Origin of the sequence: Streptomyces caelestis, assembly GCF_014205255.1 — a bacterium.
Taxonomy (GTDB): Bacteria; Actinomycetota; Actinomycetes; order Streptomycetales; family Streptomycetaceae; genus Streptomyces; species Streptomyces caelestis.
The window spans coordinates 561,739-574,002 of record NZ_JACHNE010000001.1; the positions used below are offsets into that span (position 1 = coordinate 561,739).

Genomic DNA, 12,264 nt, shown 5'->3' on the forward strand with positions numbered 1-12,264 from the left:
ACGTGGGTGCGGATGGGACAGTGTCCCCGGGCCTCACCATTCGCCCACAGGGACGATCGTTCGGCTGAAGCCCTGTGGAGCCTTTCGCCGAGAGGCGACCGCCATCCGTGCCCACCTCTTGAGCCGCCCCGGCCGTGATTCCCCCGTCCGGCCGGGGCTTTCCTCTGCCCAAGTGGAATCGGCGCGACCCGGGTACCCGGTCATCTCCGAGGACGGTCGCGGCCGAGAGGAGCGGATGGTGAGCAGCGCAACGGGCAAGAGGATCGTCGTCACGGGCGCCACCGGCAACGTGGGCACCAGCGTGGTGCGCCTCCTCTCGGAGGATCCGGAGGTCGCCTCCGTGCTGGGCCTGGCCCGGCGGCTCCCCGACTGGTCGCCGCCGAAGACGGACTGGTCGGCGGTCGACCTTGCCTCCGAGCAGTCCGATCCGGCCGAGCACTTCCGGGGCGCCGACGCGGTCGTCCATCTGGCCTGGGCGTTCCAGCCGACGCACGACCCGGCGGCGACCTGGCGCACCAATGTGCTCGGCGGCATGCGGGTGTTCGAGGCGGTGGCCGCCGCGGGAGTGCCGACGCTGGTGCACGCCTCGTCGGTCGGCGCGTACTCACCGGGCCCGAAGGACCGGGCGGTGGACGAGTCGTGGCCGACGCACGGCTGGCCGGACGCCGCCTACTGCCGGGAGAAGGCCTACCTGGAGCGCGCGCTGGACACGTTCGAGCGCGACCACCCCGACACGCGGGTGGTGCGGATGCGGCCCGCGTTCCTCTTCAAGTGGGAGTCCGCGAGCGAGCAGCGCCGGATCTTCGGCGGGCGTTTCCTGCCCGGCCCGCTGGCCCGCCCGGAGCTGCTGCCCTTCCTGCCCGACATCCCGGGGCTGCGGGTGCAGGCGCTGCACACGGACGACGCGGCGAACGCGTACCGGCTGGCCGTGCACTCCGACGCCCGGGGCGCCTTCAACCTGGCGGCCGAGCCGCCGGTCGACGCGCAGGTGCTGGGCGAGATGCTGGGGGCGCGCCCGGTACGGCTGCCGCGCACCGCGGCCCGTTCGGCGATCGCCGCCGCCTGGGGCCTGCACCTGCTGCCGGCCTCTCCGCACCTGTTCGACGCGGTGCTGAGGCTGCCCCTGATGGACTGCACGCGTGCGCGTGCGGAACTCGGCTGGCGTGCGGAGCGTACGGCGACGGAGGTGCTGGAGGAGTTCCTCCAGGGCCTTCAGCAGGGCGGGGGTGCACGGACGGAACCGCTGCGGGGACGCAAGGTGGGCTGACCGCACGAGCCGCCCGACCCTTACCCGCACGAGCCGCCCGACCCTTACCGAGACCGAGACGCCTGCCAAGACGACCGATGGCCGCAGCCGGCCCCCACGGTCGGCTGCGGCCATCGGCGCTCACGCCGCCGGAGCGCTCAGCGGCGCTCAGGCGGAGGACTCGTCCGGCTCCGGATGCTCGGGGTGGACGGTTCCCGAGCGCGGTACTCCCTGCCGTCCCGTCCCCGCTTCGTCCGTGTCGGGGAGGTCGCCGGCGGGCTCGTCGTCCTCGGCCTCGTTCTCGTCGTCCTTCCGGTCCTTGCCGGTGCGCGTGAAGCGCGGGGCGACCTCCCACGGGTCCTCGCCGGCGTCGGCCTGCTGGTCCGGCATGTCCCGCGGTACGGGCTCACCGTTCTCGCCGGGTCCTTCGAGGCGGTGGTCGGTCACGGCGTGCTCCCTTCACTGGTCCGGGCGCCACGCGAGTACCTCCGCCGTGACCTGAGAAACCTCAGCGCGGCGCCGACCGGAAGAGACCGGATCTCGATCGAGGCTGAGCGGGGCCTGCCAGGAGTGTCTCGATCTCGTCCAGGGCCCCGACCAGTTCCGGAGCGACGGCGCCGTGCACCCAGCGCTGCTGTTCTTGGCCGACCTGGCGCGGAACCGTCTCGCTGATCATGATCAGGTACAGGTAGGCCCGGTAGAGGGCCAGTCTGAGGCGGGCCGGGACGTCGAAGAGGGCCCGGCCGCCGGTCTCCCGGTAGCCCGCCAGGAACGCCTCGTCCCGCTTGATGTCGCCCAGCAGCGCCAGGGAGACGAACTCGGCCAGGGGATCGCCCCAGAACATGCGCTCCCCGTCGATGAGGCCGCCGATGCGGGCGTCGCCGGCCGACCGGTCGACCAGGATGTTGCCCCGCCACAGGTCGAAGTGCACCAGGCACGGGACGGTGACCTCGTCGAGGGCGCCGTACGCGGACCGGGCGGTACGGGCCACCGCGTCGGCGGGGCGGGGCAGCCGCGCCCCGTAGCGCCGGGCGTCGTCGAGGACGGCGTCGAACATCGTCGTGAACGCGGTCCGCCAGTCGGGGGCGAGCGGGCCGAGGGCGCCGGAGGGATAACCGAAGCCGGGGCCCGTCACGCGGTGCAGCCGGGCCGTGTGGCGTCCCAGCTCCGCGCGCAGTGCGGCCTGTTCCGCGTCGGTGAGCGAGCCGTCGTCCCAGGAGTCGCCCGGGCAGGCCGTCATCAGCAGGAAGTCGTCGCCCATGGACACCAGCCGCGGTACGGGGACTCCGGTCCGGGCGGCCGAGCGGTAGAACTCGGCCTCCGAGACGAGGAGCCGGCGCTCGTGCCGGAGGCCGGGGGTGGCCGCCGCGGGCGGGATCTTCAGCACGTAGCGGGTGCCGTCGGTGAGGCGGAGTTCCTCGACGGTGTTGTACGTGCCGCCGGTCAGCGGGGCGACATGGGCGAGGCGGCCGGGATCCAGGCCCGCTGCCTCCAGGATGTGCCGGGCCCGTTCCCAGGAGTCCACCACCGTGCGCCCACCCCTCCCCTTCGCCTTCGGTCAGCCGGCCGCGTAGACGTCCTCGACGTAACGCCCGTCCGCGACCAGCCCGTCGAGCCACTGTTCGGCGGCCGTCTCGTCGGCGCCCGGCGTGTGCTTCCGGTACAGGGTACGGAACGCCTCCCGCACACCGGGCGCCATCCGGGAACCGTCACCGCAGACGTACACCCGCGCCCCCGCGGCCAGCAGGGCCCAGACCTCCTCGGCCTCGGCGGCGATGCGGTGCTGCACGAACCGCACCTCGCCCTCGGGGGCCTGGCTGAAGGCGGGACGGAGCGAGACGGCTCCGGCGGTCTCGGCGGCGCGCAGTTCGCCGGCGTGCAGGAAGTCGGCGTCGGGCGCGTCGCAGCCGAAGTAGCAGACGGCCGGGGCGAGTTCCGCGCCTGCCGCGACGGCCGCCGTACGGTCGGCGATGGCGCCGCGGAACGGGGCGAGGCCGGTGCCCGCCGCGATCATGACGACCGGTGCGGATCCGCCGGTGGCGTCGATGCGGAAGGCCTCCCGGCACGGCTGCACGCGCGCGTACACCGTGTCGCCGGGCTCGACGGTGGTGAGGTGGCCGGAGCCGGTGCCCCGGTAGAGGCCCTTGCCGGAGCGGGCCGGTGCCTCCAGCAGCGACACCATCAGGTCCACGTGGCCGGGGTCGACGGTGGGCGAGGACGAGATCGAGTAGTGGCGGGGGCGCAGCGGCGTGAGGAGGTCGAGGAGCTGCGGCCAGTCCAGAGCGCCGCGCAGGGCCGGATGATCCTCGATGATCTCCACGAGGGTGCGCGGGTCGTCGGTGAGGGCGGCCAGGGCCGTGCGCTCCGGCGGGCACGGGTTGGCGGCGGCGAGCGCGGCCAGTTGCCCGGCGCTCGGGCGCTCCTGCAACTCCACGTGGTGGGTGAGCAGCTGCCGTACCGTCACGGGGCGGTCGACGGCGATTGAGTCGCGGCGCGGGCGGGTGGCGCGGATGTCCAGGACGGTGTCGAGGCCGACGCCGAGCGCGGCGGCGGCGCGGGTGACGAGGTCCGGGTGGTTGGCGGGCAGCACGGTGAGGTGGTCGGCCGTGCGGTAGGTGACGCCGTCCGGCAGCGCGACGCGGACGAACCGCTTGCGGCGCGCGTAGCCCGGCGCGGTGAGGTCGTACGCCTCGGTGACCCGCATGGGGACGAGGGCGTGCCGTTCGGCGAGGGCGTCCAGCGGGCCGCCGGTCAGGGCGCGGACCTCGTAGGCGGTGGTGGGCTCGGGGTCCGGGGTCGTGGCGTCCGGGTCGCCGTAGCGCTCCAGCAGGGCGACGCGGAGGGCCGCCGTGAACTCCCGGACAGCGCCGGTGAGGTCGCCGGAGGCGTCGGCGGCGGCGCGGTCGAGGAGCCGGGTGGCGCCGGACTCCGCGAGCCGCTCGTCGATCCGGGTGGGGACGTGCTGGTAGGTGGCGGCCCAGTTGCGGTCGCCGACGCCGAGGACGGCGTACGTCACGCCGGACAGGTCGTGGGTGTCCTCCAGCCAGGCGGTGAAGGCGGTGGCGTCGTCGGTGGGGCGGCCGTTGTAGGAGGCGGCCGTGATGACGACGGGCCGGTCGGTGGGCAGGCCGTCGGCGTAGGCGTCCAGGGGTGCCACCCGGGTCTCACAGCCGAGGGCGGCGGCCTCGTCGGCGAGCCGGCCGGCGAAGTCACGGCAGGTGCCGTAGTTGCTGCCGTGCAGGAAGAGGGCGGCGGTGCCGGGGCGGACGCGGGCGGGGAGGCCCTGTGGTTCGGCCGACCGGGAGTCCTGGACCGGGGCGGCGCCGGGCAGCGGCGTGTGGACACGGTCGGCGGACGTGCGCGGGGTGAGCGTGAGGGTGAAGCCCTCGGGCTTGAGGGTGAGGGTCTCCTTGACGTGGAGCCGGTAGTCGGCGTGGTCGCTCAGCCGGTAGCGGTGGACGAGCATGGCCAGCAGCATGGTCGCCTCGTGCAGGGCGAACTGCCGTCCGATGCAGGCGCGCTCGCCGGTGCCGAACGGCTTGAAGGCGTGCACCGGGCGCTCCGCCTCCGCCTCGGCCGTGAAGCGCGAGGGGTCGAACAGCTCGGGGTTGTCTCCCCAGACGGGCTGGCGGTGCAGCATCGGCGTGAGCACCAGCGCGGACTGCCCGGCGCGCAGCGGGATGCGGCCGCCGAGCAGCGTGTCCTCGCGGGCCTCCCGGGCGAAGACGGCGGCCGTGGGCCACAGCCGGAGGGCCTCGTTGAGGACCTGGCGGGTGTAGGTGAGCCGGCCGATCTCGTCGTACGCCGGCTCGGGGTCGGCCTGGTCGCCCCACAGCTCGTCGACCTCGCGCTGCACCAGCTGGAGCGCGGTCGGGTGCTTGGCGAGGAAGTGCAGGGCGAAGGACATGGCGCCGGAGGTGGTCTCGTGGCCGGCGATGAGGAAGGTGATGACCTGGTTGCGGATGTTGGCGGCGTCGAGGGTACTGCCGTCGGCGGGGTGCTCGGCGGTGAGCATGAGGCCGAGGAGATCGTCGGCCTGGCTCTGGTCGGTGCCGGTGCGGGCGGCGATGACCTCGTCGACGACCTGGGCGAGATAGGCGGAGTCGTCGCGGAAGGCCGCGTCCCGCGCCTGGTAGTCCCGGCCCGGGACGCGCGCGAGGCGGGTCATGCTCCACTCCAGGCAGCGGACCATCGCCTCGACGAAGGGGTGCGGCTCGGCCCGCTCGAAGGAGCCGAAGTCGTAGCCGAACCCGGCCAGTCCGATGGTGTCGAGCGTCATGCGGGTCATGTCGCCGGGCACGTCGACGGGCTGCCCGGCGCGGGCGTCGCGGTCCCAGGAGTCGATGAGCCTGCGGGCCACCTTCAGCATCACGGGGTGGTAGGTCCGCATCGAGCCGAGCGCGAAGGCGGGCATGAGGATGTCGTGCGCCTTGGCCCAGTTGGGCTCGTCGTTGTACGCGGTGAACAGGCCGTCGGCGGCGAACTCGCGGACGTTCGCCAGACCGGGCCCGATGTGCTTGGCGAACCGCTGTTCGTCCGCGAGCTCGGCCACGAGGTCCAGGTCGCCCACGAACAGGGTGTCGCGCCCGTACAGCCGCCGCACGAACACGGGCCCGTGCTCGCGCATCAGGTCCATGGCCTGCTGGACGGGCGCGTCGCCGGGGCCGGTGCCGGAGATGTCGGCGACGGGGACACCGGGGAGGTCGGCTGCGGGCCGGGAGGTCTGTGCGGTGGGGCGCATGACGCGACAACTGCCTTTCGCGGTACGGAAGTACTGCGATCCAGCGTGATCCACGGGACCCGGCGGGCCGCGCCGCGGCCCTACATGATTGTGTAGTACATACAGACGCGTCGCCCTTGCGCGAGGGCGGCCCGGCGTGGCAGGAGACGCTCGTGGACCAGGCCCGGCAGGAGGCAGTGACATGGCGCAACCGCACCCTGCTCCTCTTCGACCGGGTGGCGATGCCGGTCGCGGTGTGCGACGTGTACGGCGCGGTGCTGCTCGCCAATCCGGCGATGGCCGCGGAGTGCGGTACGACACCGGGGCGGCTGCGCGGCCGTGACGTGCTGGACCTGTTCAGCCCGCGGGAGGCCACGCAGGTGGAGCGCATCGCCCAGGCCCTGCGGCTGCGGCACCGCTCGCGCTACCAGGTGTCGGTGCGCTGGCGGGCACCGGGCGGCGCGGAGCGGTACGGGGAGCTGACGGCGGACCCGGTGAGCGACACGGTCGAGGAGACGCCGGCGCTGCTGGTGATGCTGCGCGTGGACGGCGAACGCGCCCCCTCCCCCGCCCCGCACGCCGAACAGGCCCGGGTGACCTCCATGGAGGCCCGCATCCTGGCCCTGCTGGCCGCCGGTGCCACCACGGCCCGGGCAGCCCGCGAGACCGGCCTCACCACCGACGGCGTCACCTACCACCTGCGCCGTCTGTCCTCCCGCTGGCAGGCCACCAACCGCACCGAACTGGTGGCCCGCGCCTATGCGCTGGGGGTGCTCGCCCCGGGGGTCTGGCCGCCGGAGGCCCCGGCCGCGGAGTAGGCCGTGCCCGCTCCCTCCGGCGCGCCGAAGCGGGCGAGGGTGTGCCACACCATCTTCAGGTCCTGCAGTTCGTACCGCCCCGTCCGGGCGGCGTCGCCGATGGCCCGCGGGTCGACGAGGCCGTCCCGGGCGATCCGCGCGCCCAGTTCCACGTACTCCCGGCCGCGGTAGTCCGCGTGGCGCCGTAACCCGGCCACGCCGAGCCGGTAGCCGGGGTGCCACTCGACCGGGCAGGGCAGGTGCCGGGCCGCGACCTCCACCGGTGTGCCGCGGTAGCAGGCGTCCAGCACCAGCGCCTCCACGTCCCGGGCGAGGTCGACGCCTCCGTGCACGTGCGCCTCGATGTAGTCGTTGAGGGCGTCCTGTTCGTCCGCCTCGGCCAGCGCGATGAGCGACATGCCGGCCGCCACGCCGAAGTCGGCCGGCTCGGCGGCGCTGTCGGGGTAGCAGAACGTGGCGCGGGCCAGGACGCCGGCGCGCAGCCGGAAGTGCGAGGAGCCGAAGCGCGGCGCCGCGCCGACCACCTGCCGGCGGAAGTTCAGGGCGCCGTACACGGGCCGCTCGTGCGCGGCCGCTTCGTCGTAGGCCCCGCCGAAGATCCGGCTCTCCCAGCGCCACCGGTCGCCGCCGGGGCGAGCCGTGAGACCGCCGTTGCTGGTGCCGGTGACGAACTGTGAGTGGTAGGCGCCGTCCCGGGCGAGCGCCACGAGCACGGGCACGTCGCCCGCCTGCCGGTCCGGGTGGAAGTTCAGCGTGATCCGCACCTCGGGATCGACGGCGGGCCCCGACGAACTGCCCGCCACATGGCGCAGCGCCGCCCGCGCCCGAGCCGACGTGGCCTCCGGAAAATCCACTGGCTCCCCCTTCGTCGGTGCTTCTAACCTGACCCCGAAACCTAGGACCCCTAGGTTTCGCCGACGACGACCAGGAGCCCTCCCATGAGATCACTCACCGAACAGGACATCCGCAACTCGTTTATCAACTGCTCCAAGGGAGAGGCCAAGCGCCTGGCCGTCCCCCGGGACCTCGCCGAGCGGCCCTGGGACGATCTCGACTTTCTCGGGTGGCGCGATCCGGGGGCGCCCGATCGCAGTTATCTGGTCGCCGAGCGCGAAGGGCGGCTCGTCGGGGTGGCGATGCGGTTCCAGGCCGCGCAGCGGGGGTTTCTGCATCGCAGCATGTGTTCGCTGTGCCTGACCACGCACCCCAGGGGCGGTGTGTCGCTGATGACCGCGCGGAAGACGGGAGCGGCCGGACGTGAGGGGAACTCCGTCGGGGCCTACATGTGCACCGACCTCGCCTGCTCGCTGTACCTGCGCGGGAAGAAGGTGCCGGAGAGCGGTCCCCGCTTCGAGGAGAGCCTCACCCTGGAGGAGCAGATCGAGCGGACCATGGGGCATCTGACCGCCTTCCTCGACAAGGTGTACGCCTGAGGCCCTCGGTCGCCCGTGGTTTCCCCCGGCATTAACGTCCTTCATGGATGCGTTCGACAGCCAGGGGAAGGGGAACAGCCTGAGGATGCGAGAGGTACGTGAGTGGACGGCGCACGCCAGGCGGATCGTGCGCAAGCGCCGGGACCCCGTGGTCGTCCAGACGGTGCGGTCCGCGTTCGCGGCGACGATCGCCTACGTCATCGCGCTGCGGCTGAGTCCCGAAGCGGCACCGCTCACCGCTCCCCTGACGGCCCTGCTGGTCGTCCAGGTGACCCTGTACGCCACGCTCACCAACGGCTTCCGGCGGGTGAACGCCGTGGTGACCGGCGTTCTCGTCGCCATCGCGTTCAGCCTTCTGGTGGGCCTGACCTGGTGGAGCCTGGCGCTGCTCCTCGTGGCCTCGCTGGTCGTGGGACGGCTGGTCCGCGTCGAGGAGTACGTACCCGAGGTGGCGATCAGCGCGATGCTGGTGCTCGGGGTCACCACCCACGGGGACACGGCCTGGGCCCGGGTGGTGGAGACGCTGATCGGCGCGGTCGTCGGGCTCGGCTGCAATCTGCTGCTGGCTCCGCCGGTGTGGGTGGAGGAGGCGGGCGCGTCGATCGAGGGCCTGGCGCGCCGGCTGCGGCAGCTGATGCTGCGCATGGGCGAGGAGGCCGCCGGCCGTACGCCCGCGGACCGCGCGGCGGAGCGGCTGCACGAGGCGCGGCGCCTGGACCACGACATCGTCGAGGTGGACGCGGCGCTCCGGCAGGCGGAGGACAGCCTGCGGCTCAACCCGCGCGTGCGGGAGGGCCTGCTGCACCGGGTGGTGCTGCGCACCGGCCTGGACACGCTGGAGATCTGCACGGTGGTGCTGCGCGTGCTCGCGCGCTCCCTCACCGACCTGGCGAAGGAGCGTGAGCCGGAGCCGCTGTTCGAGGCCGAGACGGGCGCCGCGCTGGAGCAGCTGCTGTCGGAGATCGCCGACGCGGTGGTGAGTTTCGCGGTGCTGGTGACCACCCATCTGAGCGCGAGCGCCGAGTCGGCGGAGGAACGTCTCGCCGCGGAGCTGCGCACCGCGGCGGGCACCCGCGACAAGCTGGCCCTGCTGCTGCGCAAGGAGGCCGAGCGCGAGGCGCGGAACTGGCAGTTGCTCGGCGCCGTCCTGACGGAGGTCAACCGGATCCTCGACGAGCTCGACACCGAGCACCGCACCCGGCGCCTGTTCGAGGAACTGGACCGCGTGTCGCGGGAGCAGCGCGTGCGGATGCCGCGCCTGACCCGGCTGCGTGAGCGCCTGGGCGTCCAGGAGCAGATGTGGCGGAACCGTACGGGGGTCGGCGGGCGTTACCGCTGAGCGACCACCCGGGGAGCGGGTTGCGCCCGACGCAACGCCAGGTGCTGCTGTTGCACCCGGACGGTGATCCACGTCAAGGTGGCTGTCGCGACGGACGAGTGACGATCTGAGGGGCGACATGGGCAGTGGTGGCTGGAGCAGGCGCCGGTTCGTCGGCGCACTGACGTCAGGGGCCGCCGCGGCGGCACTGCCCGCCTGTGACGACGCGCCCGCGCCCGCGGCACCGACGAGTCCGGCGGCCCCCGAGCCGAGCGGGAGCCCGACCCGCGAGGCCCAAAGGCCGTCCGGCCCGCGCCCGCTGTACCTCGGCACCTACACCTCGGTCGAGGGCGGCGGCAAGGGCATCGGCCTGGCCACGTACGACGCGGCGACGGGCCGGATCACCGGCACCGGCACGCTCACCGACGTGGGAGACCCGTCGTACCTCGCGATCCACCCGGACCGCCACACGCTGTACGCGGTGAACGAGCGCGAGGACGGCGCCGTGACGGCCGTCCGGCTGTCCGACCGGAAGGTCCTGGGCAGCCGGAGCACCGGCGGCTCGGGCCCCTGCCATCTGTCGGTGCATCCGGGCGGGCGCTGGCTGCTCAGCGCGGACTACGGCTCGGGCAGCGTTGCGGTGCATCCGATCGACGCCTCGGGCGCCCTCGGCGAGCGGAGCGACCTCGTCCGGCACTCCCGTCCGGCGCCGGGGCCCGGCCAGGAGGGTCCGCACGCCCACCAGATCATCACCAGCCCCGACGGCGGACACGTCCTCGCCGTGGACCTGGGCACGGACACCGTCTACACGTACCGGCTCGACGAGAAGGCCGGCACGCTCACCGAGGTCGCGCAGGCGCACACCCGGCCGGGCGCGGGCCCGCGCCACCTGACGTTCCACCCCGGCGGCCGGTACGCCTACCTCGCCAACGAGGTCGACAACACGGTGGCGGTCTGCTCGTACGACCCCGCCTCCGGCCGCGTCACGGTGGGTGAGCCGCAGTCCACCGGCACCGGTCCGGGCACCAACTACCCGGCGCAGATCCTGGTGACCGCGAACGGCCGGCACGCCTTTCTCGCCAACCGCGGCGACAACAGCCTCACGCGCTACGCCGTCGAGACGGACGGTGCCCGGCTCAGGCTGCTGGACACCGTGCCGGTCGGCGGGGACTTCCCGCGCCAGATCGCCTTCTCGCCGGAGGGCACACTGCTGTTCGCGGCGAACCAGAAGTCCGGCACGGTGACCGTCTTTCGCGTGGACGAGGCGAGCGGCGCGCTGCGGCGCGCCGGTGAGCCGTTTCCGTCACCTGTCGCCGTCTGTGCGCTGCCACTGTAGGGCCCGCGGGCAGGACGCGGCGGTCGCCTGGCTGAGCAGGACGTGCATGCGCTCGGTGAGCTGCGCGACGTCGTCGGCGGGTGTGTGGAACGCCAGTCGTACGTCGCCGTGGGCGCGGGCGCGTTCGATCCGCAGGGTCAGTCCGTGCCGGTCGACGGCGAGGGGCTGGACGCGGACCGCGCCGTGCAGGCTGTCGGAGCCGACGAGGCGGGTGAGGCGCTCGACCGCGTCCGCGTGGCAGTCGGCGAGATGCGTGAGCAGCCGGGCCTCGGCCGTGGTGAGCGGGTCGGGCGTCGCGGCGGCGAAGTCGTCGAGGTCGACGACCACGGCCCCGGACGGTTGCCGCAGCACCACGCGCGTGGCCCGGAAGGCCAGCCGGCCCTCCTCGACGCTGAACCAGCCCGCGAGCCACAGCCGGGCGCGGATCCGGTCGCGCACCGGGACGGGGGCCACGTCGGCGAACTCCAGCACCGCGGACGGCTCGCCGCGGGGCGCGCAGATCGCGGCCGCGAGCAGGGCGCTGTCCCCGGGCACGTCCACCAGCACCCGGCCGTCCTCGGTCACCGTGTGCGCGCCGACCAGCTCCTCCCGCGCGCCCTCCGCGGTCACCGAGCAGGACCACGCGGCGGCGAGCACCGAGCGCGCCCGCTCCGCCGCGGCAGGGGTCGCCGTCCAGCTGTGGCTGCCGTCACCCATCCCAGACCTCCTTAGGTAAGCCTTGCCTAACCTACCGAAGATCGGAGCGTGAGCCAACCACGTCACGTGATCTTTACGAGGGCTTTCAGGGAGTGAGGACGCCCAGCAGGGCGCGAGCGCACAGCTCACGCACCTGATCCCGGCTCAACTCCGTGCCGCGCAGCCACTCCAGACAGACGGACGTGGTGAACGCCAGCCAGCCGCGCACGGCGAGCCGCGCCTCCGGCCGCCCCTCACAGGCCGGGCCGAACTCGGGATCCTCGGCGAGCGCGGCGAGGATCTGCCGCTCCTGCGCGGCCAGGGCCCGCTGATAGACCCGCCGCACCGCCTGGTCCCCCGCCGCGTCGGCGCGGTGGAAGGCGCGGTAGCCGTGGGCGTGGGCCTGGACGTACTCCAGGAACGTGTCGAGGCCGCCCGCGAGCTGCTCGCGCACCGGGACGCCGGGCACCGCCGCCGTCATGCGCAGCATCCGCTCGCTCTCGCGCGCGACGACCGCCGCGAAGAAGTCCCGCTTGGTCGGAAAGTAGTGGTACAGCAGCCCGCGCGACACCCCGGCGATCTCGGCGACCTGCTCGATCCACACGTCGTCGTACGGACTCTCCGAGAACAGCCGCGCGCCGACGGCCAGCAGCTGCTCCCGGCGCTCCTCGGAGCTGAGCCGGCGGCGCGTGCGCCCGCCCTGGTTCACGGCCATGCC

Annotated in this window: 11 protein-coding genes; 5 read left to right on the plus strand and 6 right to left on the minus strand. The window is 73.7% G+C overall.

Annotated elements, in window-relative coordinates; translation table 11 throughout:
* The first annotated feature begins 238 nt into the window (after positions 1-238).
* The gene (locus HDA41_RS02475) at positions 239-1,267 is read left to right on the plus strand and encodes an SDR family oxidoreductase (protein ID WP_184980208.1); all 1,029 of its coding nucleotides are present in this window, start codon (positions 239-241) and stop codon (positions 1,265-1,267) included.
* Positions 1,268-1,414: 147 nt separating this feature from the next.
* Here HDA41_RS02475 and HDA41_RS02480 read toward each other — a convergent pair whose 3' ends face one another.
* The 3 genes from HDA41_RS02480 to HDA41_RS02490 form a co-directional block, all read right to left on the minus strand.
* The gene (locus HDA41_RS02480) at positions 1,415-1,693 is read right to left on the minus strand and encodes a hypothetical protein (protein ID WP_184980210.1); all 279 of its coding nucleotides are present in this window, start codon (positions 1,691-1,693) and stop codon (positions 1,415-1,417) included.
* Positions 1,694-1,754: 61 nt separating this feature from the next.
* A complete protein-coding gene (locus tag HDA41_RS02485) occupies positions 1,755-2,774 on the minus strand; it encodes a phosphotransferase family protein (protein ID WP_184980212.1) in 1,020 nt (339 codons plus the stop codon).
* Between the two features lie 30 nt (positions 2,775-2,804).
* A complete protein-coding gene (locus tag HDA41_RS02490; protein WP_184980214.1) occupies positions 2,805-5,987 on the minus strand; it encodes a cytochrome P450 in 3,183 nt (1,060 codons plus the stop codon).
* A gap of 152 nt (positions 5,988-6,139) precedes the next feature.
* On the opposite strand from HDA41_RS02490, the gene HDA41_RS42200 reads away from it, so the two are divergent.
* Positions 6,140-6,784: a PAS domain S-box protein gene (locus HDA41_RS42200; protein WP_184980216.1), complete on the plus strand. Its 645-nt coding sequence runs from the start codon at positions 6,140-6,142 to the stop codon at positions 6,782-6,784.
* On the opposite strand, the gene HDA41_RS02500 is transcribed toward HDA41_RS42200, so the two are convergent.
* Complete coding sequence (locus tag HDA41_RS02500) at positions 6,724-7,638, minus strand: DUF3626 domain-containing protein (RefSeq protein WP_230299686.1); 915 nt, start codon at positions 7,636-7,638, stop codon at positions 6,724-6,726. The genes HDA41_RS42200 and HDA41_RS02500 overlap by 61 nt on opposite strands.
* An 84-nt stretch (positions 7,639-7,722) precedes the next feature.
* On the opposite strand from HDA41_RS02500, the gene HDA41_RS02505 reads away from it, so the two are divergent.
* The 3 genes from HDA41_RS02505 to HDA41_RS02515 all read left to right on the plus strand — a co-directional run bounded on the left by HDA41_RS02505 (position 7,723) and on the right by HDA41_RS02515 (position 10,871).
* The gene (locus HDA41_RS02505) at positions 7,723-8,217 is read left to right on the plus strand and encodes an FBP domain-containing protein (protein WP_184980218.1); all 495 of its coding nucleotides are present in this window, start codon (positions 7,723-7,725) and stop codon (positions 8,215-8,217) included.
* 85 nt (positions 8,218-8,302) lie between these two features.
* Positions 8,303-9,556 carry an FUSC family protein gene (locus HDA41_RS02510; protein WP_184980220.1) on the plus strand — a complete coding sequence of 418 codons (1,254 nt, stop codon included), beginning with the start codon at positions 8,303-8,305 and terminating at the stop codon, positions 9,554-9,556.
* 118 nt (positions 9,557-9,674) lie between these two features.
* The gene (locus tag HDA41_RS02515) at positions 9,675-10,871 is read left to right on the plus strand and encodes a lactonase family protein (protein ID WP_184980222.1); all 1,197 of its coding nucleotides are present in this window, start codon (positions 9,675-9,677) and stop codon (positions 10,869-10,871) included.
* On the opposite strand, the gene HDA41_RS02520 is transcribed toward HDA41_RS02515, so the two are convergent.
* Together HDA41_RS02520 and HDA41_RS02525 are read right to left on the minus strand one after the other, a co-directional pair.
* Entirely contained in the window at positions 10,839-11,567 is a 729-nt protein-coding gene (locus tag HDA41_RS02520; protein WP_184980224.1) for a DUF2470 domain-containing protein, read from the minus strand. The genes HDA41_RS02515 and HDA41_RS02520 overlap by 33 nt on opposite strands.
* An 85-nt stretch (positions 11,568-11,652) precedes the next feature.
* The gene (locus HDA41_RS02525; RefSeq protein WP_184980226.1) at positions 11,653-12,261 is read right to left on the minus strand and encodes a TetR/AcrR family transcriptional regulator; all 609 of its coding nucleotides are present in this window, start codon (positions 12,259-12,261) and stop codon (positions 11,653-11,655) included.
* Positions 12,262-12,264: the final 3 nt, after the last annotated feature.